We start from the raw sequence: 19,715 nt of genomic DNA on the forward strand, positions 1-19,715 counted from the left end.
AGGAATCTCTTAGGGAAGGACACCTACAAAACCTTTTTAAGAAGGTTCGTCCAAATACTATTGAAATTATGAAATTTTGGAATGTTTACATAATGACTAATAGACCTGATGGAGTACTTTATGTAGGCGTTACCGATAATCTGGACGAAAGAGTAAAAGAACATAAATTAAAAGCTTTTCCACAGTCCTTTACCGCAAAATACAATTGTGACAAGTTGGTCTATTTTGAACAGTTTGAAAATGGAGAAGAAGCTGTAAAACGAGAAAAGCAAATGAAAAAGTGGAAGAGAGCGTGGAAAATCAATTTAATAAAAGAGTTTAACCCAAACTGGGTTGACATCAGTCTTAACTGGAAATTGAATTATAATAAACTAAGATAAACCTTGTTGAATCAAGGAGAAAGTATTAACTGCTAAAAAGGAGACACCTGCCTTCGCAGGTGTGTAACATATGAAAATAATCGTACCCATGGCAGGGAGGGGATCCCGCTTAAGACCACACACACTTACCGTTCCAAAACCGTTGATTCCTGTTGCAGGAAAACCCATAGTGCACCGTTTGGTCACCGATATTGCTAAAGTATTGGGCGAACCAATCGAGGAAGTTGCCTTTATTTTGGGTGATCCTGCCTTTTTTGGGGATGATGTGGTGGAAAGCTTAATGGCATTGGCGGACGAATTGGGCGCTAAAGGGTCCATTTATCGACAAGATCAACCGCTTGGAACTGGGCACGCCATCATGAGCGCCAAGGAATCCTTGAGCGGTCCTGCGGTAATCGCATACGCCGATACATTGATACGAGCCGATTTTGATTTGGATAAATCGGCCGATAGCGTGATTTGGGTGAAGCAAGTGGAGCGCCCCGAAGCGTACGGAGTGGTCCAGTTGAACGATGACCATCAAATCGTGGAATTGGTTGAAAAACCTCAAGAATATGTATCTGACCTCGCTGTAATCGGTATTTATTATTTCAAGGATGTTGGAGTGCTCAAAAATGAGCTGCAGCATGTTTTGGATCATGATATCACCCATGGTGGGGAATACCAAATCAATGACGGTATCAAAAGGATGATGGAAAAGGGCATGAAATTTGTTCCGGGTAAGGTGGATGAATGGATGGATTGCGGCAACAAAAACGTGACCGTGGAAACCAATCAGCGCATGTTGGCCTTCTTGGAAAAGGAGGGCGAAAACATGATTGCCGATTCCGTGACACAAGAAAATGCCAATATAGTCGAACCCTGTTTTATTGGAGAGAACGTAGTGCTCAAAAATACCACGATAGGGCCATATGTTTCGGTTGGCGCGAATACCGTTGTGGAGAATTCGACCATAAAAAACAGCCTCATCCAGAGCCATAGCAGGATTACCAATGCCAATTTGGATAATGCCATGATCGGGAACCATGTATTTTATAATGGTAATTTTGAGACCATTAGCATTGGAGATTATTCTGTTTTGGAATAACTTTAGAACACATTTTTGGTGGGATGGGGACTTAGGACGTTACTATGAAAAGGAAACTGCTGGTTTGGTTGATTGCGGGAGCATCAGTACTGATGCATAATCATACCTATGCCCAAGAAGAACAAGAAGGTGCCGATGTCTACCTCGAAGAATATACCGATGAGTTTCAAGAAAATTTCTTTGAAGCCCTCAAACAGAAAGGCATCCAAAACTACGATAGGGCGGTCGACCTTTTCTTGAAATGCAAGCAACTGGAACCCAACAACAGCGTAGTGGATTACGAATTGGGCAAAGCCTATATGCTCGATAAAAAGTACGTGCAGGCGCAAGATTATGCGATTGAGGCTCTACTATCGGAACCAGAGGACTATTGGTATTTGGACAATTTGCTCACCATTTTGGAGAAACAAGGAAGTCCCTTGGAGACTATCAAAGAACGAATTCCTTACAGTAATACAAAGCTTAGACAGAACATGGGGCTGTTCTACTTCAAAATGAAGCAGTACAAGGAAGCCACCGAGGTTTTGGAGGGCTTGCCAAGTTCTTCCCTAAAATCGGAGCTAAGCCGGAAGATTAAGGATTCACTCCAAAAAAGGGAAAGTATAGAAGAAGTCACGCCCATAGTGCAGAACGTTGAGGAAACCAAAAGTGACCCTATATCCCAATTGAAAAAAACAATGGAGGAATACATCGCAGCTTCCAATTATACTGCCTTGTTAACGGAATCCAAGGAGGCATTGGATACGTATCCTTTGCAGCCCTATTTTTATTATGCCTATGGAACAGCGTTGAACAACACCGGCAATGCCAGCAAGGGCGTTGAAGTGTTGGAGAGTGGACTTGATTATATATTGGATGACAGTACGCTTCAAAATAAGATGTACAAGCAATTATCCGAAGGGTATTCCAAGATTGGGAATGCACAAAAAGCCAATGAATATTTGAACAAGATCAATTCAGGATTGTAATGAACCTACATAAATATATATACAAAGCAAGCGTTGCCATTTTGATGTTGGCCACCCTAGGTTCTTGTAAAAGTACCAAGTCGATTACGGGGGGAGAGGCCAATTCAAGACTTTCCGCAAAAAACATCGTCAATGCCCATTACTCCAACCAACCCAAATTCCGAACCCTGAGGGGACGCGTTAAAATCGACTACACCAACGGGGACGATTCGCAAGGTGTCAACGTAAGCTTACGCATGGAAAAGGACAAAGTGATTTGGATGAGTGCACCACTCGGTGTTGTAAAGGCGCACATTACCCCCAAAAAAGTATCGTTTTACAACAAGCTGCAAAATGAGTATTTTGATGGAGACTTTAGCTATTTAAGCGAGTTGTTGGGTACAGAACTGGATTTTGAAAAAGTACAGAACCTACTTTTGGGAAACGCAGTGCTCGACCTCAGAAAAGAAAAACTCAATTCGGAAGTATACAACGGGAACTACCAATTAAAACCTAAGAAAGCCCAAGAACTTTTTAAGATTCTCTTTCAATTGGAACCCAAAAACTTTAAAATAGCCAGTCAGGAAATATCACAGCCCGTAAGCGCAAGACATTTATTGGCAAAATATACCTATCAAGATGTTTCTGGAAATGTGCTTCCGGAGGATATACAAATCGTGGCCGAAGAAAAAGGTGAATTGACTACGATTGACTTGAGTTTTCGTAACTTGGAGCTTAACAAACCCATGAGTTTTCCGTACAAAGTCCCCAAAGGCTATGATAAAATTACATTAAAGTAATATGAAAGGTAAAATTTCATATCTTATTTATTATACGATACTTACAGTGCTTACTTCGGTAACTTCATTTGCTCAAACCGGGGAACAGAAGGTGCTGGAGGCCAAACGGGAACGCTTGCAAGAGGAAATCAAGGAAATTAACCGTCTGCTGTTCGCCGAGCGCAAAGAAAAGGGTACCGTTTTGGACCAAATGGAAGCCTTGGACAATAAAATAAATGTTCGGCAAGAGCTGATTCGGGTTACCAATCAACAATCGAATTTGCTGAGTAGGCAAATCAACGTCAATATTAGAAGCATCAGCAAGCTTCGGGAAGATTTGGAAGTTCTTAAGGAAGATTATGCAGAACTAATCCAGAAAACCTATCAGAACAAGTCGCAGAACAATCGATTGATGTTCCTGTTGTCCGCAGAAAACTTTTTTCAGGCCTTAAAAAGGCTTCAGTACATGAAACAATATGCCAAATACAGAAAGAAGCAAGGGGAAGGCATCGTTCAAAAAACCGAGGAACTCAAAACCTTGAACCAAGACTTGGTGCGTCAACGAAAGGAAAAGGACCAATTGGTCGCGGAAAATCAGAAAGCGAAAGAAGAACTTAGCAAAGAAATTGAAGCGCAGCGCAGTCTTTTAACGAGCATTAAGCAGAACGAGGCCAAATACACGGCCGCCATTGCGGAAAAGCAGAAAGAGGCCCGTAGAATAGACAATGAAATTGAACGGATGATCAAAAGTGCGATTGCCAGCTCCAACAAAAGCTCGGGCAAATCCACAAGCAGTGCCACGTTTGCCCTTACTCCAGAAGCCAAGTTGTTGGCAGACAATTTCTCTTCCAACAAGGGAAGATTAATATGGCCGGTGGAAAAGGGAATTAAAAGTCAGGGCTATGGAGTTTATGCGGACAAGTTGTACCCCGGCATCAAGCACCGGAACAATGGCGTAACCATCACCACGGACAAAGGGAGCAAGGCGAGGGCCATTTTTGAGGGCGAGGTCATTGCCATTCTATCCGTTCCCGGAGGGAACAAAGGCGTTCAGATCAAACATGGAAATTACATCAGCACCTATTATAACCTTTCCAATCTCTATGTAAAAAAAGGGGATAAAGTCGCCGCCAAAGAAGTGCTGGGCGAAATAAATACCAATCGGTTGGACGGCACCACAAAGTTGAAATTTTACCTGTACAAGGATTCCGACCGCTTGAACCCCGAGGATTGGATCTATCAACTTTAACACTATGAAGAAAATAACTGATTTACAAGGCTTTTTTGAACTACACAATGGGGTCCAGATGCCCTATTTTGGATTGGGAGTGTATCAATCCGAAGATGGAAGCGAAGTCATAAATGCCGTAAAAGCAGCACTTGATCATGGCTACCGCCATATCGATACCGCTGCCATTTATCACAATGAAGAAGGCGTGGGTACTGGAATCCGCGAAAGCAGCGTAAGCCGTGAGGATGTTTTTTTGACCAGCAAGGTGTGGAACACCGATCAAGGCTATGACAGCACAATCAAGGCATTTGAGGCCAGTTTGGAGCGCTTGGGAACGGATTACCTGGATTTGTATTTGATTCATTGGCCCAAAGGGGACCTATCCAAAGAAACATGGAAAGCTTTGGAAAAACTCTACAAGGAAGAACGGGTTCGTGCCATTGGGGTCAGCAACTTTTTACAACACCATCTGGAGGATTTGTTGCCCTCGGTAGAGATTGTGCCCATGGTGAACCAAATGGAGTTCCACCCCTACTTGGTGCAGCAGGATTTGATTGATTTCTGTGCGTCCAAGGGCATTCAGTATGAGGCATGGTCACCTTTGATGCAGGGCCATATTTTTGAATTGGATGTGATGAAGGACTTGGCGGCGAAATACAACAAGACCATTGCACAGGTAGTACTGCGGTGGGATTTGCAAAAAGGGGTGATTACTATTCCAAAATCATCCAAACCAGAACGAATCAAGGCCAATGCTGACCTTTTTGATTTTGAATTGTTAGATGAAGACGTGCAATTATTGGATAGCTTGGAAAAGGACAAACGATTTGGACCAGACCCCAATAATTTTGATTTTTAATCAAATAATTGATGTAACTTTCAGCCAACCAAATCTTTACTTAAGTAATGAGAAGAAACCTACTTGTTTTCATTATAGGCATAATTATATGCTCATGTGAGTTGACCTATGAGGACAATACCCGCCTTTTGGTTGATGGCCAAGTGATTTCCTTTGAAAGTACAGTAATTCCGGAACTTCCCGTAGATGTTTATGCCTTAGGAACTTTCACTTCTTTTCCCTCAAGGAGGGAGCAAGTAGCTTTGATAGGCGAATCAAAATTAAGGTCAGATGGCCAATACCAAGTCATTACCATCTCACCGGAAAACAGTGATTTTATTTCAGTGGCAATCAATGATATCGGTAAAAATGGGCACAATGCATTCTGGCCAACATTAGAAATTAATGGGCTGCAACCATTTTCATTAGAAAACTTCAAATACCAAGTTCCTGACATTGCTATTGGACCTTTGGAAAATACAAGCGTATTAATCAATCGGGTGGCCAATATGCAAGACACGCTGTCCTATGGCATATCTTACAATTCTACCCTAAAAGAGGTCAATTTAAATTTCGGTGAGTTCGACGACGAAGTGTTCCAAAGGCAACTATTTGGGGAATTATACCCATCGGATATGACGAGGGAAATCCCATTAAGGATCATACAGGGAGACTCCATCAAAATCAGTTATTCATTGATCAATAACGGAATAGTTGGGCGAGGAGAAATCAAAATTCAATACAATACTGATGGGTATACTTTTGATTTTTAAAAGGATTGCATTGATTTCAATGCTCTTTCTGCCGCTATCCTTATTATTCGGGCAAGAAGAGCAAAAAGAATTGCAATGGGATATCTTAGGCGAGCTAAGTATTGCATATGGTATACCCTCCAGTTATGGGAATAATTTTTTGGCCGAAGGATATGACCTCAGAAATGCCACAAACATCACAGCAAATGTTTTGGAATCGCCAAAATGGTTGATTGGAGGGCAATGGAGCTTTTTTAAAGGAGATGTTGTTGATATTAGCAAAGTTGGAGGTATAGATAACTCTAGAATAACGCATTTGTATGTTACAGGTAGCTACTCCATATTGGAACACAAAAAAAGAATCATCCTAAGAACAGGTTTGGGCATAGGTTATGCCCTTTATAGACATGAGAAAGATGCTGCCAAGTTCAGGGATGATGGGTTTTCCATACTGGCCAAAATCGACCTTGGGTATAGAATAAGCAATTCGTTTGGCGTATTTCTTAAACTGGACCATTACTTGGATTTTTTAAGTATAGATACCGCTCCAGAAATAGAGAATTCCTTGAAACGAACCCAAACTTTTGTTCCCTTTGTGGGAATAAGACTCTACACTTTCTAGTTGTTCAAGAAAAGTGCCTTAAGCTCGGTGGCATCGGCAGGCTTCATTTTACCAGCCAGTACCAAGCTCAACTGTTTTCTTCGTAGGGCAGCAGCGTAGCGCTCCTTTTCCAGTTCCGTTTCAGGCTCCAAAGGCGGTACCTCGGTTGGTTTTCCTGTATCATCTACGGCAACAAAGGTATAAATGGCCTCATTGGCCTTGGTGCGCTCCCCAGTAAAACGATCCTCTATCCATACATCCAAGAAAATCTCCATCGAAGTGTTGAACGCCCGCGAAACCGATGCCTCTACGGTAACCACGCTCCCCAAAGGAACAGCACTATTGAATGCCACATGGTTCACCGAAGCGGTCACTGTAATACGGCGGCTGTGCCTCCGTGCCGAAATACTGGCCGCTCGATCCATTCTGGCCAAGAGCTCGCCTCCAAACAGGTTGTTCAAGGGGTTGGTTTCACTGGGCAATACCAAATCGGTCATTACCGTGCGGGATTCACTGGGTTTTTTAGCGCGCATACCTCTTTACATTTTGCGCAAAGATATTGAAGTAAGAAATGCTTTTTAAAGGAAAGTGGGATTATTTCTCAGAAAGCAACCAAGCATCTCGGGAATCCTCGGCTTTTACCTTTCTCAAAAATACTAGGGCCTCCTTGGGGTCCTCAAAGCTATCGTAAGCTACTTGGTGAAGACCATAGGCATTGGTGCCCAAATAAAAGGCATTGTACCCTTTTTCTTTGAGCTGGCTCACACGTTTTTCAGCGTTTTTTTCTTCCCTAAAGGCGCCAGCGATTACGTGATGTTTGCCTAATTGCTTTTTGGTCACCTTTATGTTGATGGCTGGGAGTTCCAAGGGTGCACTTTCAAAAAAAGTAGCCTCTTGGATAAGGCGGGAAACCTCTTGCTGGGCATCTTGTTGGGCGGCTACCTCCCTTTCCTGAAGGTCACCATAGGTTTTGTACGACGTAGCTCCCAAAGAAACGGCCAACAGAATCACGGCGGCGTACTTGAGCCAAGGTCGGAACGAGCTCTGCTCCCGTTTTTCCGGAGTGATCATAAACGGAATGCGCTCTTCCAACTCCTCCACTTCTTCCTTGATCACTTCACGCTGAATCGGAGTAGCGGTAAAAGCAGAGAGTCCAAAAGAAGCTGTCAAAAAATTGACTTTTTCTTCCGGTTGAAATTGGATACGTTGCTCGGAGTTATGCCACAAGGTCCCGATGCCAAAAAGCTCGATGCGCTCGCCTTGGGCCAATCTTTCTTTCCAATCTTGGGCCACGTTCTCCACTTCTTTCAACAGTTCTTCATATCCTAATTGCTTTTCTTTGGCAATATGGGATACCAAAAGACCGTCATTTTTGGAAAGTTGGGCATTAAAGGAGATGACTTTGCTGGGCGGTACCAAAGTGTTGGTGGCCCTATCGATTGCTGCGGATGTACCATGGGCCAAGAATGCCCCGAAACCGGGTACTACAACACAATTATAATCAAACAACAATTTTTCTATGTGTGCATCTATCCGCATAGCCACAAATATTGTAAAAAATGGGGGAGTACAAAATAAGCCGGATAACTTTTTATTAACATTTGAAAAGCTGTATTTTGTGGACAACTTTGACGCCCAAATCAAATGACTGAACCTGAAATTATTGCGGCTTTGCGGCTGCAAAACATTCCCAATATCGGGGATGTGACCGCAAAAAAATTAATTGCGCACTGCGGAAGTCCATCGGCCATTTTTGAGGACAAACCGCACCATCTCCTCAAAATTGACGGCATTGGTAAAGTGACCTTAAAAGGACTTCACGATACCCTATATTTGGATGAAGCCCAACAGGAGTTCGAATTTTTGTCCAAAGAGAACATTGAGGTTTCCTATTTTATGGAGGATACCTATCCTGAACGCCTTAAGCATTGCTTGGATGGTCCCATTCTTTTGTTTCAAAGGGGCAATATCGATTTGAAGCAGCAAAAAATTATCAGCGTGGTGGGCACGCGGAATGTGACCAGTTACGGGAGCTCCTTTGCCCAACAGTTTATAGCCGAATTGGCCCCGTTGAACCCCATTATCGTGAGTGGATTGGCTTATGGTGTCGACATAAAGGTGCAAAAAGCGGCGATGGACCACGGATTGCAGACGATTGCTTGTATGGCGCATGGCCTGAATCAGATTTACCCCAAAGCACACGCCAAATATCAATCCAAAATCGAGGCCAATGGTGGTTTTTTAACCGAATTCTGGAGCAGTAGTCAACCCAATCGAGAGAATTTCCTAAAGCGAAACCGAATCATTGCAGGAATCAGTGAAGCAACCATTGTCATAGAGTCTGCCGAAAAAGGGGGTAGTTTGGTGACCGCTGATTTGGCCCATGGCTATAATCGTGAGGTGTTTGCCGTTCCGGGCCGGGCCACCGACAAATGGAGCAAGGGCTGCAACGACCTTATCAAATACCAAAAGGCGCATTTATTGACCTCTGCCGCGGAGCTGATTTATCTCCTGGGATGGCAAATCGAGGAAGAAAAGCAGGAAAAAACGGTACAAAAACAGCTGTTCGTCGAGTTGGACGAAACAGAACAGTCAATCTACTCTTACCTGCAATTGAACGGGAAACAGTTGCTGGACACCGTGGCTTTGGAGTGTAAATTGCCCATTTTTAAGGTTTCGTCCACTTTGGTGCAAATGGAAATGAAAGGGGTCGTCCGTCCATTGCCCGGTAAACTGTTCGAAGCAGTGTAGGTTTAGTTGGTGTGAAGGAGTTAGGAGTCCGAAGTCCGAAGTCGGAAGTTTAGAGTTAGGGGTTTCAGGTTTCAGGTTAAGACGTCAGTTCGAGTGTTTTTTGATGAGTTTTTGAAAAAAGTAGACAAAAAATGTATCGAGAACCTTGTTCAGTGAGGAGCCAAGAGGCAGGAATCAAGAATCAGGAGAGGAAAGGCGATAGAAAATAGACTTGGTTTGGTGGGCAGTTGGAAGACCGAAGACCGAAAACCGAAGTCGGAAGTCGGGAGTTGTGAGCTTAGAGTTGCGTGTTTCGTGTTGCGAGTTAGGATGTCATTTCGAGCGCAGTCGAGAAATCTGTCGGAAGTCAGTCAGCAGTGGGCAGTCAGCAGTCGGCAGTTGGCAGTGGGCATCGGGCAGTTGAACTAATATCAGGAATTAACACGAATAAGGTTCTTTGTCATTTGAAATGACCTTTTGAAGTTAAACCGCAAACATTAAACCCTAAACCATTGAACCTTTAACCCTAAACCTTAAACTTTGAACTTGAAACTTGTACTTGCGTTTTCCCATTTGATTTCTCCATCGTTACTTCGTTCCTCATGTCGAAATGACCTCTTACCGTCACGCTGAACTTGTTTCAGCGTCTCACTCAGATGGGATTCCGTATCATGCTTCGACTACGCTCAGCAACCGCACGGAATGACATCCCGCCCGAAAGGATGAGATTCCGCATCATGCTTCGACTACGCTCAGCAACTGTGCGGAATGCAAAAACCACCGGAAACCCGAAGGCCGCCGGTGGCTCTGTTTGCCCTGTATGGGACGAGGGCTAATGTATAAAAAAGGTGTATTATGGGCAATTGGGGTCTACACCAGCGTCTTGGATGACCCATCCATTTTCTCCAATGAGAAAAGTGTTGCGCGCAAGTAAAGTTCCAATGTTACCACAATACGTGAGCTCAGTAGCTCCCAAGGTAATATTATTCGGAATGTTATCGGCACCCTTATTGCCCCATCCTGATAAAGTGGCACTATAGTTTTCCGGGCTCATCCCACAATTGTAGAGCATGTCAGTCATATTGGTGACACTACTGATGTCCCAAGCTCCCAAACTTTGGTCGAAAGCATGGGTTCCTCCCTCATTGTAGAACATAAAGGACATATCCGTTACATTACTGGTATCCCATGAACTTAAGTCTTGGTTAAAAGTATGAATTCCTCCTCCCTCATTGTAGAAAATAAAGGACATATCCGTTACATTACTCGTATCCCATGAACTTAGGTCTTGGTTGAAAGCATATTCTGCTCCCCCATTGTAGAACATAGAGGACATATCCGTTACATTACTGGTATTCCATCCGCCTTCGGTTTGGAACAAAGGTTGGTTAAAGGCATGGGCATCTTCAAACATTCCAGACATATTGGTTACATTGCCAGTATCCCAACCACCAATATCTCCGTTGAATATGTTGGAACCATGAAACATATCGTGCATATTTTTAGTCTCTGACAAATCAGGACTGTCAGTAGCGCTGAATTCAACCAGTTTTGTGCAAAATTTAAACGCATATTCCATATTCTGCCATTTTTGAGTGCCCCATTGAACCACGTCAATTATAAAAAGTCTTCCTGAAATCACGGGAAAATCGGGATCCCACATTTTAAATGCAGGAAAATTCCCTTTTATGGCCACAGTGTAGGTTCCAGCATTTTGATAAACGTGGGTTGGATAAAGATCATCCTGGGTCAACCCAGCTTCAACTGTTCCATCTCCCCAGTCTATGGTATAATTATATTCATAGGTATATGGATAGGTACCAATGTTCAATTCTTCTCCCGGAGTATCTATATCAAACTTTAGTATTAAGGAAGCAGGGTCCTCAAACAGGGTATCGATGACATTGGTCACTTTTACGGTCACTGTAAACTCCACGGGCTCGTTGGTGCCGTCGCTCACAGTAAGCGTTAACGTATGCTCGGTGGCGGTCTCAAAGTCAAGGTTCTTGCCCTCGGCCAAGGTAATTTCACCGTTCTCGGCCACTTGGAAGAGTTCGCTCTCGTCGGTCACCAGGGCAAAGGTCAGTTCGTCGTCCTCGGGGTCACTGCCTTCTACGGTGCCTACCACGGTCTGGTCCTCGGCCACTTCAATGCTCTGGTCTGCCGCGGTGGGCGCTTCGTTTACATCGGTCACGGTAAAGTCCTTGGCGCTTATGGCGGTATTCCCGCCTACGGTCACGGTCACCTTGGCCGTGATGGCACCTGTGGGCACGGTGGCCTTGAGCTGGGTGGCCGTAGCAGCGGTTACGGTAGCCGTAGCGGTGCCAATCTTTACGGTGTTGCTCGCCACCGTGGTGCTAAAGTTGGTACCGTTAATGGTAATTTCAGTGCCCACTGGCCCGGATTCGGGGGTGAAGTTGGCAATGGTCGGCGCAGCTGCCGGAGGTGCTGGGTCGTCGTCCTTTCCACAGGACCACATTACGGTAATGGCCAAAAGCGACCATAACAATTTTCTCAATGTCATAATACTAGATTTTTAGATAAATAAGGAGCAATATGCTTCATTTTGGGTTTACAAAAGGGTACGATCTGACGGATGGTGCTTCTGATCTGACGGATTTTTTTGGGAGGGTAGATTTTTGGGGTTGGAAATGAGATTTTAGAAGTTGGGAGTTAGGAGTTTAGAGTTACGTGTTTCGTGTTTCGTGTTGCGAGTTATGGGTAAAAAATCGGGAATCAGTGTGCAGTTTGCAGTACGCAGTTGAAATTGTTGGTTTTGTAAGAGGGTTTGTCAGTTCGAGTGTTTTTTGGCGGTTTTTGAAAAAAAGAGACAAAAAATGTATCGAGAACCTAGTTCAGTGAGGAGCCAAGAACCAAGAGCCAAGACCCAGGAGAGAAAAGACGATAGAAAATAGACGGGAATAGATGAGGAGTTATGGGATACGTGTTTCGGGTTGCACGATGTGATTCAAAGAGCAGTTGGCACTAATTTCACGAATTGGCACGAATAGGCTTCTTTGTCATTTCGAACGAATGTAAGAAATCTGTCGGGAGTCCGAAGACCGAAGTCGGGAGTTTTGAGTTGCGTGTTTCGTGTTGCGAGTTAGGATGTCATTTCGAGCGCAGTCGAGAAATCTATCGGGAGTCAGTCGGCAGTGGGCAGTTGGCAGTTGACACGAATTTCACGAATTGGTTCTTTGTCATTTGAAATACCCTTTTGACGTTAACCCTTAAACTTTGAACTTGAAACTTGAACTTGAAACTTGCACTTGACCTTTGAGTTTGAACTTGAGTTTTGCAAAGAGATTTCTCCATCGTCACTGCGTTCCTCATGTCGAAATGACAAGAAACAGCGCAGTTTTGAACTATTTCGAGGCCAGTTCAACCATAAAGACACAAACAGAACAGTCGCCCTGATTTTGGTTGTTGTTCATCGAAACTTTACCACGGTAAATCGAGGTTTAATCGGTCTTGGAAGAAAAATCAAGGGGTTTACAAGTATTTGTAGGGTTGCTGGTTTCCCCGTCGACGGCTCTAATTTAGGATGAACTGCTAATACCCCAACTTTTCACGTACCCTTGCCAGTACCCCATCGGCCACTTTACGTGCTTTTTCGGCGCCAAAGGCCAAGGCTTCGTCCACTTCGTTGGTGTGGGTCATGTAATACTCGAACTTTTCGCGGGGTTCTTCAAATTTTTCCAAGATCAGTTCGTACAAGGCTTGCTTGGCATGGCCATAACCGTAGTTTCCGGCCAAATAGTTGGCACTCATTTCTTCGATTTGCTCGGGAGCTGCCAAAAGCTTGTAGAGGGCAAAAACATTGTCCGTGCTAGGGTCCTTGGGGTCTTCCATGGGTGTACTATCGGTAACGATGCCCATGATCTGCTTGCGCAATTTTTTGTCGGGTTGGAACAGATTGATGAGGTTACCGCGGCTTTTGCTCATTTTTTCACCATCGGTCCCGGGAACGTACATGGTTTGTTCGTGCACCTTGGCTTCGGGCATCACAAAGGTTTCGCCCATTTGGTTGTGGAAGCGGGCAGCCACATCGCGGGTCATTTCCAGGTGCTGCAATTGGTCTTTCCCTACGGGAACTATGTCGGCATCGTACAGTAAGATATCGGCTGCCATCAACATCGGATAGGTAAACAGGCCTGCGTTTACATCTTCCAATCGATCGGCCTTATCTTTAAAGGAGTGTGCCAGCGTCAATCTTTGATACGGAAAAAAACAGCTCAGGTACCAGGCCAGTTCTGCGGTCTGTGGAATATCGCTCTGTCGGTAAAAAACGGTTTTTTCAATATCAAGGCCAAAAGCGAGCCATGCGGCGGCAATGGCGTAGGTGTTGTTGCGCAAAAGTTCCCCGTCCTTGATTTGGGTAAGGGAGTGCATATCGGCAATAAAGAGAAAGGAATCGTTCTTGGGGTCTTGGGCCATGTCAATAGCAGGCATAATGGCCCCTAAAATATTCCCCAAATGGGGTGTTCCTGTACTTTGTATCCCGGTCAGAATTCGCGCCATGCTTCCTTTTTTGCGCGTAAAAGTAAGCATCCCCTGCGTATTAAAAAAGTAGTAGTTTGTCTAAAAGATAGGCTATGTGCCGAATGAAAATTCCGAAATACTTTACATTTGGCCCCATGTTAGGTGTGGTGAGAAATGTGGGGCATGTTTTGTACCGGGTATGGTTCTATATCCTGGTTACCGTACCTATACTGTTGTTTTTTCCATTATTGCTGCTTTTTACGATTTCCGAAAAGACCTATCATCAATTTTTTTGGCTGGCACGTAACTTTTGGGCCGTGCCTATTTTGTACGGGATGGGCTGTTTTCCCAAAATTGAACGGCAACAGCGTATGGAACAGGGCAAAAGTTATATGTTGGTGGCCAACCACACCAGTATGCTCGATATTATGCTGATGCTCATCGTTAGCCGCAATCCCTTTGTGTTCGTGGGCAAAAAAGAACTGGTAAGTATTCCCATCTTCGGATTTTTCTATAAAAGGGTCTGTATTTTGGTGGACAGGGACAGCGTAAAGAGTAGAACGGGCGTGTACCGAAGGGCCCAAAAACGACTGAACCAAGGCTTGAGCATCTGTATTTTTCCCGAAGGCGGTGTCCCGGAAGAAGAAATTGTTCTGGACCAATTTAAGGATGGCGCTTTTAAAATGGCGATTGCCCATAAAATCCCAGTGGTACCCATCACCTTTCTGGACAATAAAAAGCGGTTCTCCTTTACCTTTTTGAGCGGTGGACCAGGAAGGATAAGGGCAAAGGTGCATCCATTCTTCGAAACGGGCATTTTGAGCGCGGAGGATACTTCCACGTTGCGCGAAGAGGTAAGAACCGTAATTTTGAAGGATTTGGCCTAAACCAAATTCGGGAGTTGTAACAAGATGCTTTTCTTGTACATTCCCTTGGCCTGCACACTGGATGTTTGGTGGGCGATGCTGTAGCCTTTGACCGTATTCAAAAGTCGAACTTGGTCTTTCCACTTTAGGATATCTTCCCGGTAATCCAGATTTTTTGGAACATGGGGATCCAAATTTTTACAATGATACTCCACCTTCAGGATCACGGATGTTGAGGTTGATTTAATATCGATATGGAAATGTTGGTCAATTTCTTGGTTGATGGATGATTGTTCCACAATGTTCTCAAAGAGCATCAAGATGATGAAAGATGGAATAATGGCCTCCTCGATATTGTGATTGTCCTTTTCTATGGAAATGGTGTAGGCAAAAGAGTCATCATACCTCAGCTTTTGAAGCTTTAGGTACCAGTGCAGCATATCGATTTCGTGATACAATGGCGTGGTGTCCTCTCCCAATTGTTTAAGGTAATATCGGACCAAACGGCTAAAGGTGGAAAAGTAATCCAAGGCCAGCTTGGTTTTTTGTGCAGTTATAAAATACTGGATGGCATTGAGCGAGTTGAAAATAAAATGGGGGTTCAACTGTGAATTCAGGGCTTTCAACTTTAGCTCCATCATTTCCTCCCGTATCTGAAAAAGCTTGTCCTGCTTTTCCAAAAGCTCCAGATTGGCGCGCACACTCTTAATTTTTATGGCGCAAATGGAGGCAATGGCGGATAACATCTTGAGGTGGCGCTCCGTAAAAAATCCTTTTTCGGGGTGCTCACAATCGATAACGCCGTAGAGTTGGTCCTCATAGGTAATGGGGACACAGATTTCGGAAAGCCGGTTGTCATCATCCTCGATATATCGGGGGTCTTGGGAAGTGTCCACAATCAATTCCGCTTGACGTGTTTTGGCCACCGCCCCAGTGATTCCGTGCCCAACGGGGATTTCCACCGGGTTGTGCAAGGTACGGTCTTTTGGGTTCTTGGGACCGTAGGCTGCCTTTTGAATAAGGACATTGTTGTGGTCGACCAAGTAGACCACGCAGTCCACAAAGCCCAGTTTGGCGATACAATTCTTGGCGACATCCCAAAGAATATCCTCTTCGTTTTCCTTTCCCATCAACGATTTGGAAAAGTACACAAGGATGTCCTCAAAATTCTCAGCGGTCACAGTATCAATCCTTTGGTTAGTGTTGATGTGGAAAAAGTAAGAAAAATATGCGAATGTTTTATAAAAAAAAGCGCCCTAAGGATAGAGCGCTCGAATGATTGCTTAAAGGAGCAATCTTCCTAACCAACGTCTTAGATGCTAGAACCTGAAACTAAATCCGCTGTACACACCAATGGAATATGGCCTAAAGTTGCCGGAAACATTGGAAAAGGTGTTCAATTGGTATTTGAACACAGGTTCTACATTGATCTGTATTTTGGGCGAAAACTTGTAGTTGAGCCCCATACCAAAATTGGCACTAAAATTCATCGAATTAATGTTGTTGGCTTCGCCCACTTCGGTGATGAGTTCATTGGATTCCAGCAATACGGCATTGTCTACCAAAAACAGGGAGCTTACCCCACCGATAAGATCAACTCCAAATCTTTTATCCACAACTGCGTAATTCAACTCCAAGGGAACTTCAATATAGCCCAGTTGTTGTACCATGGAACCATCAAAGGCGGCTGCTTCGTTCAGGGCAATTTCCTTGGAATTGACGGCCAGTGCATCTTTTGCATTGTTTTTACTCTCTACAACGATGGATAGGGCGTTTGGATCGTAATTGATGTTTTCGATCCTGTCGTTGGAGGCGGATCTCAAGGTAGAGGAAAACACAACATCATTGGTGTTGTATCCAAAGTTGACCCGATGCACCCCTGATCGTATTTTTAGCTTTTTTCCCACCTCGTAGGCCACGTTAACACCATAACTCAAGTTAACCTTTCCTGATTTGGAGTTGGATGCAAAACTGGGGTCTATGGGCGAGCCATCGCCTGAGGCGTCAAAGTATACAGTCGCCACCGAGGGCCCAACGGACCATTTGCCAGACTTGTTTTGGACGACGGCCTCCTCAATTTCGTTCTGCTCGGCTATGGCATCATAAATGGACTGCTTTTCAGTCACCTGCTGTTCCTCGTCAATCGCTGCCATTTCGGCTGCGGCTGAAGCCGTTTCATTGTTGGACTGATTTTTAGGACTTTCAGAAGACACAATACCTTCATTACCGTCCATAGCAGTTCCCTTAGTGGTCTGCCCATCATTTTCGCCCAAAGCATACCGATTGGTTTTATTATTGGCCTTTAAACGGTTTTCAAGCGTGTTCTGCTCGGCGTTCTGGGCCAAGGAGGCCTGGTTTTTATTTAAATTGTTGTTGGGCAGCGGCTTTTCTTTGTTGATAGTGGTTCCATCATCAGTATTGCTCACCAAACCCTCTTGATTTTCAGGAGTTGCTTTCGTGTTTGTCCCATCTTTGGTAATATCGGATTCCGACTTGTCCATGGTTTTGGGCGATGCAACGTTTTCCTTTTCAGAAATCACCTGTGGTTCTATGGTGTCTTCCGTAAAAGGGTTTGCTACCAGTAGCAACAAAACCAATGCAGCAGCAACGCCGCCAAGGCTCCACCAAATGGGAAAGGCGCGTTTCTTTCTTTTTTTCTGGTCCAAGGAAGCTTCGATGGAGGCCCAGACCTTCGGGTCGGGCGCCTCATGGAAATCGCTAAAGCGTTCCTTGAACAATTGCTCTAAATTCTTTTTCCCCATTGTCATTTCGTTTAAGCAATGTTTATTTTGGTTTTTTCTATTTTTTCCCTCAAAATCGCCTTGGCCCGAGCCAAATTTGATTTGGAAGTTCCGGTGGATGTCCCTAACATCTCACTTATTTCCTTGTGGCTATAACCGTCCAGCACATAAAGGTTGAAGGTGAGCCGATATTTGTGCGGCAGTTCCTGAATGTATCCCAGTAAAGTGGAGAGACTGATGTCGGTACCATCGGTGTCCACATCTTCCTCATCTTCGGTATTCTCGGAAACTACATTTAGGTGTTGGTCCTTTCTGTATTTTTGAAGAACGGTGTTTACCGTAATCCGTTTAATCCAGCCTTCAAAAGATCCTTTGAAACCGTATTGATCGATCTTGTCAAAAATGGTCATAAAACTATCGTGCAGATTGTCTTCTGCCTCCGTTTTGTTCCGAGAATACTTGAGGCACATCCCGAAAAGAATACCGGAATATCTCCGGTATAGTTCAGCTTGTGCCTGTCGGTTTCCCTTTTGACAATGATATATCAGTTCTTCAAGATCCAAATGTTGGTCAATGTTGGATTTTTGTTGTTATTGATTTGTGTTCTCCGTTTCTGCAATCGGGACGGTGTACTCCAAAAAGGTCGGGTTGCCGTCTTCATCATCGCCCGCATAAAATCGGAAGACATAGTCTTTGGTGTAAATTACATTAAATTTTAAGGTGGCCACAACTTCTTCTACAGCTTGCGTACATACAGTGTCCTCATCGGTGAGCACGGAGCCTACCACGACAACATCGCGACCGGTTTCTGCCGTTTGTGACACATTAAAGCCTTCAAAAAAGGTACAGCCATTTGGCCTTAGGTAGGTTACTTCAATATCGTAGGTTTCCCCAAACTCGAACGATTCGGGCATTTGGGCCTCGACCGTGGTCAGCGAGGTAAAGTAAAAATTGGGGGAATCATCGTCCACCTCACAGGAGATGAACCATGAGCATGCCACAATCAATAAGAAGGGCATCAGCACTTTTTTCATAATTAATCCTTTTTCCCTAAGATGTATGGTATACACAAGGGTTGCGTAGGATTTGAAAAGGCCAATGTCAATCTGCCAGAAAAATCGATAAAAAGATTACTGGTTTACTGCGGCAATGGCTTCCTTGATCTTGGCTTCCAATTCTTCTGCAAGCTCTGGATTGTCCAGCAAGAGCGATTTTACGGCATCCCGGCCTTGTCCAAGTTTTGTATCGCCATAACTGAACCAAGAACCGCTTTTCTTCACGATTTCGTAAGCTACTCCCAAATCGAGTATTTCCCCAATCTTGGAAATTCCTTCTCCGTACATGATGTCGAATTCAGCCGTTTTGAAGGGAGGTGCCACTTTGTTTTTGACCACCTTTACCCTAGTCTTGTTTCCTTGGACTTCGCCGTGCGTATCCTTAATCTGGGTAGACCTTCTAATATCCAATCGCACCGAAGCATAAAACTTTAGGGCGTTACCACCCGTGGTCGTTTCAGGGTTACCGAACATGACCCCGATTTTTTCCCGTAACTGGTTGATGAATATTACGGTACATTTTGTTTTGCTGATAGTGGAGGTAAGTTTTCTCAAAGCTTGCGACATGAGCCTCGCATGCAATCCCATTTTGGAATCCCCCATTTCCCCTTCGATTTCACTTTTTGGGGTCAAGGCAGCCACGGAATCCACAATAACAATGTCGATGGCCCCAGAACGGATCAGGTTGTCGGCAATTTCCAAAGCTTGTTCCCCATGATCGGGTTGGGATATGATCAAGTTGTCGATATCCACCCCTAATTTTTTGGCATAAAAACGGTCGAAAGCGTGTTCAGCATCAATAAAAGCGGCAATACCTCCTGCTTTTTGTGCTTCGGCAATGGCGTGTAAAGTCAGCGTAGTTTTACCCGAGGATTCAGGACCGTAGATTTCCACTACCCTTCCTTTGGGGTAACCGCCCACACCTAGGGCAATATCCAGTCCCAATGAGCCGGAAGGAATCACTTCAACATCTTCCACAACACTGTCCCCCATTTTCATGACAGCACCTTTACCGTAGGTTTTGTCCAACTTGTCCAGGGTTAGTTTAAGGGCTTTTAATTTTGCTTCTTTCTCGTTGCTCATGGTAAAAAATATTAGGAAGGCTAAAATACCATTTCTTTCCACATGAAAAAAAGGGCACGCAACCTTTTTAATAACATTACATCCTTAAAGTACTAACTCATCTCCATAGAGCCTTTTGGCTCGCAATTGCTATGAGAAAGAGA

Annotated in this window: 19 protein-coding genes; 10 read left to right on the forward strand and 9 right to left on the reverse strand. The window is 44.3% G+C overall.

The features are described from left to right. The first annotated feature begins 68 nt into the window (after window positions 1-68). The 8 genes from GGE08_RS02325 (at window position 69) to GGE08_RS02360 (ending at window position 6,636) form a co-directional block, all read left to right on the forward strand. On the forward strand, window positions 69-380 hold the full coding sequence (locus tag GGE08_RS02325; protein ID WP_179383291.1) for a GIY-YIG nuclease family protein: 312 nt from the start codon (window positions 69-71) through the stop codon (window positions 378-380). 70 nt (window positions 381-450) lie between these two features. Next, window positions 451-1,467, forward strand: a complete 1,017-nt coding sequence (locus GGE08_RS02330; RefSeq protein WP_179383292.1) for a sugar phosphate nucleotidyltransferase — start codon at window positions 451-453, stop codon at window positions 1,465-1,467. 44 nt (window positions 1,468-1,511) lie between these two features. Further along, window positions 1,512-2,435, forward strand: coding sequence for a lipopolysaccharide assembly protein LapB (locus GGE08_RS02335; RefSeq protein WP_179383293.1), 924 nt, complete (start codon window positions 1,512-1,514; stop codon window positions 2,433-2,435). Beyond that, window positions 2,435-3,214 carry a DUF4292 domain-containing protein gene (locus GGE08_RS02340; RefSeq protein ID WP_179383294.1) on the forward strand — a complete coding sequence of 260 codons (780 nt, stop codon included), beginning with the start codon at window positions 2,435-2,437 and terminating at the stop codon, window positions 3,212-3,214. Before GGE08_RS02335 ends, GGE08_RS02340 begins: the two co-directional genes overlap by 1 nt. 1 nt (window position 3,215) lies before the next feature. Continuing rightward, the gene (locus tag GGE08_RS02345) at window positions 3,216-4,442 is read left to right on the forward strand and encodes a murein hydrolase activator EnvC family protein (protein ID WP_179383295.1); all 1,227 of its coding nucleotides are present in this window, start codon (window positions 3,216-3,218) and stop codon (window positions 4,440-4,442) included. Between the two features lie 4 nt (window positions 4,443-4,446). Further along, on the forward strand, window positions 4,447-5,283 hold the full coding sequence (locus GGE08_RS02350) for an aldo/keto reductase (RefSeq protein WP_179383296.1): 837 nt from the start codon (window positions 4,447-4,449) through the stop codon (window positions 5,281-5,283). A gap of 47 nt (window positions 5,284-5,330) precedes the next feature. Next, a complete protein-coding gene (locus GGE08_RS02355; RefSeq protein WP_179383297.1) occupies window positions 5,331-6,035 on the forward strand; it encodes a hypothetical protein in 705 nt (234 codons plus the stop codon). Next, complete coding sequence (locus tag GGE08_RS02360) at window positions 6,013-6,636, forward strand: hypothetical protein (protein ID WP_179383298.1); 624 nt, start codon at window positions 6,013-6,015, stop codon at window positions 6,634-6,636. The genes GGE08_RS02355 and GGE08_RS02360 overlap by 23 nt, the downstream gene beginning before the upstream one ends. Here the strand turns inward: GGE08_RS02360 and GGE08_RS02365 are convergent. Both GGE08_RS02365 and GGE08_RS02370 read right to left on the reverse strand, forming a co-directional pair. Next, window positions 6,633-7,148 carry an acyl-CoA thioesterase gene (locus tag GGE08_RS02365; RefSeq protein ID WP_179383299.1) on the reverse strand — a complete coding sequence of 172 codons (516 nt, stop codon included), beginning with the start codon at window positions 7,146-7,148 and terminating at the stop codon, window positions 6,633-6,635. The two genes, GGE08_RS02360 and GGE08_RS02365, sit on opposite strands and share 4 nt — an antisense overlap. 61 nt (window positions 7,149-7,209) lie before the next feature. Beyond that, on the reverse strand, window positions 7,210-8,154 hold the full coding sequence (locus tag GGE08_RS02370; RefSeq protein ID WP_179383300.1) for an SPOR domain-containing protein: 945 nt from the start codon (window positions 8,152-8,154) through the stop codon (window positions 7,210-7,212). A 105-nt stretch (window positions 8,155-8,259) separates the two neighbouring features. Between GGE08_RS02370 and dprA the strand changes: the two genes are divergently transcribed. After that, window positions 8,260-9,366, forward strand: coding sequence for a DNA-processing protein DprA (dprA, locus tag GGE08_RS02375; RefSeq protein ID WP_179383301.1), 1,107 nt, complete (start codon window positions 8,260-8,262; stop codon window positions 9,364-9,366). Window positions 9,367-10,198: 832 nt separating this feature from the next. Here the strand turns inward: dprA and GGE08_RS02380 are convergent. Both GGE08_RS02380 and trpS read right to left on the reverse strand, forming a co-directional pair. Continuing rightward, a complete protein-coding gene (locus GGE08_RS02380) occupies window positions 10,199-11,869 on the reverse strand; it encodes a BspA family leucine-rich repeat surface protein (protein ID WP_179383302.1) in 1,671 nt (556 codons plus the stop codon). A 1,028-nt stretch (window positions 11,870-12,897) separates the two neighbouring features. Then, complete coding sequence (trpS, locus tag GGE08_RS02385) at window positions 12,898-13,866, reverse strand: tryptophan--tRNA ligase (RefSeq protein ID WP_179383303.1); 969 nt, start codon at window positions 13,864-13,866, stop codon at window positions 12,898-12,900. Between the two features lie 116 nt (window positions 13,867-13,982). Between trpS and GGE08_RS02390 the strand changes: the two genes are divergently transcribed. Beyond that, window positions 13,983-14,714 (forward strand): 1-acyl-sn-glycerol-3-phosphate acyltransferase, encoded by a 732-nt coding sequence (locus GGE08_RS02390; protein WP_179383744.1) that lies wholly within the window; start codon window positions 13,983-13,985, stop codon window positions 14,712-14,714. On the opposite strand, the gene GGE08_RS02395 is transcribed toward GGE08_RS02390, so the two are convergent. The 5 genes from GGE08_RS02395 to recA all read right to left on the reverse strand — a co-directional run bounded on the left by GGE08_RS02395 (window position 14,711) and on the right by recA (window position 19,572). Then, a complete protein-coding gene (locus GGE08_RS02395; protein WP_313790881.1) occupies window positions 14,711-15,874 on the reverse strand; it encodes a histidine kinase in 1,164 nt (387 codons plus the stop codon). The two genes, GGE08_RS02390 and GGE08_RS02395, sit on opposite strands and share 4 nt — an antisense overlap. Window positions 15,875-16,012: 138 nt before the next feature. Then, on the reverse strand, window positions 16,013-17,455 hold the full coding sequence (locus GGE08_RS02400) for an outer membrane beta-barrel protein (RefSeq protein ID WP_179383304.1): 1,443 nt from the start codon (window positions 17,453-17,455) through the stop codon (window positions 16,013-16,015). An 11-nt stretch (window positions 17,456-17,466) separates the two neighbouring features. Further along, window positions 17,467-17,997 carry an RNA polymerase sigma factor gene (locus tag GGE08_RS02405; protein WP_179383305.1) on the reverse strand — a complete coding sequence of 177 codons (531 nt, stop codon included), beginning with the start codon at window positions 17,995-17,997 and terminating at the stop codon, window positions 17,467-17,469. Window positions 17,998-18,024: 27 nt separating this feature from the next. Further along, complete coding sequence (locus GGE08_RS02410; protein WP_179383306.1) at window positions 18,025-18,468, reverse strand: hypothetical protein; 444 nt, start codon at window positions 18,466-18,468, stop codon at window positions 18,025-18,027. Window positions 18,469-18,564: 96 nt separating this feature from the next. Then, window positions 18,565-19,572: a recombinase RecA gene (recA, locus tag GGE08_RS02415; protein WP_127140449.1), complete on the reverse strand. Its 1,008-nt coding sequence runs from the start codon at window positions 19,570-19,572 to the stop codon at window positions 18,565-18,567. Window positions 19,573-19,715 lie beyond the last annotated feature (143 nt).

The sequence above is a fragment of the Allomuricauda sp. ARW1Y1 genome (assembly GCF_013407935.1).
Taxonomy (GTDB): Bacteria; Bacteroidota; Bacteroidia; order Flavobacteriales; family Flavobacteriaceae; genus Flagellimonas.

What these genes read in the sequence shown, in the direction of transcription:
- GGE08_RS02330 (WP_179383292.1), top strand. Translation starts at nt 451, where the DNA reads ATGAAAATAATCGTACCCATGGCAGGGAGGGGATCCCGCTTAAGACCA.
- GGE08_RS02345 (WP_179383295.1), top strand. Translation starts at nt 3,216, where the DNA reads ATGAAAGGTAAAATTTCATATCTTATTTATTATACGATACTTACAGTG.
- GGE08_RS02350 (WP_179383296.1), top strand. Translation starts at nt 4,447, where the DNA reads ATGAAGAAAATAACTGATTTACAAGGCTTTTTTGAACTACACAATGGG.
- GGE08_RS02390 (WP_179383744.1), top strand. Translation starts at nt 13,983, where the DNA reads ATGTTAGGTGTGGTGAGAAATGTGGGGCATGTTTTGTACCGGGTATGG.
- GGE08_RS02325 (WP_179383291.1), top strand. Translation starts at nt 69, where the DNA reads ATGAAATTTTGGAATGTTTACATAATGACTAATAGACCTGATGGAGTA.
- GGE08_RS02340 (WP_179383294.1), top strand. Translation starts at nt 2,435, where the DNA reads ATGAACCTACATAAATATATATACAAAGCAAGCGTTGCCATTTTGATG.
- GGE08_RS02365 (WP_179383299.1), bottom strand. Translation starts at nt 7,148, where the DNA reads ATGCGCGCTAAAAAACCCAGTGAATCCCGCACGGTAATGACCGATTTG.
- GGE08_RS02380 (WP_179383302.1), bottom strand. Translation starts at nt 11,869, where the DNA reads ATGACATTGAGAAAATTGTTATGGTCGCTTTTGGCCATTACCGTAATG.
- GGE08_RS02370 (WP_179383300.1), bottom strand. Translation starts at nt 8,154, where the DNA reads ATGCGGATAGATGCACACATAGAAAAATTGTTGTTTGATTATAATTGT.
- dprA (WP_179383301.1), top strand. Translation starts at nt 8,260, where the DNA reads ATGACTGAACCTGAAATTATTGCGGCTTTGCGGCTGCAAAACATTCCC.
- recA (WP_127140449.1), bottom strand. Translation starts at nt 19,572, where the DNA reads ATGAGCAACGAGAAAGAAGCAAAATTAAAAGCCCTTAAACTAACCCTG.
- GGE08_RS02360 (WP_179383298.1), top strand. Translation starts at nt 6,013, where the DNA reads ATGGGTATACTTTTGATTTTTAAAAGGATTGCATTGATTTCAATGCTC.
- GGE08_RS02355 (WP_179383297.1), top strand. Translation starts at nt 5,331, where the DNA reads ATGAGAAGAAACCTACTTGTTTTCATTATAGGCATAATTATATGCTCA.
- GGE08_RS02400 (WP_179383304.1), bottom strand. Translation starts at nt 17,455, where the DNA reads ATGGGGAAAAAGAATTTAGAGCAATTGTTCAAGGAACGCTTTAGCGAT.
- GGE08_RS02410 (WP_179383306.1), bottom strand. Translation starts at nt 18,468, where the DNA reads ATGAAAAAAGTGCTGATGCCCTTCTTATTGATTGTGGCATGCTCATGG.
- GGE08_RS02335 (WP_179383293.1), top strand. Translation starts at nt 1,512, where the DNA reads ATGAAAAGGAAACTGCTGGTTTGGTTGATTGCGGGAGCATCAGTACTG.
- trpS (WP_179383303.1), bottom strand. Translation starts at nt 13,866, where the DNA reads ATGGCGCGAATTCTGACCGGGATACAAAGTACAGGAACACCCCATTTG.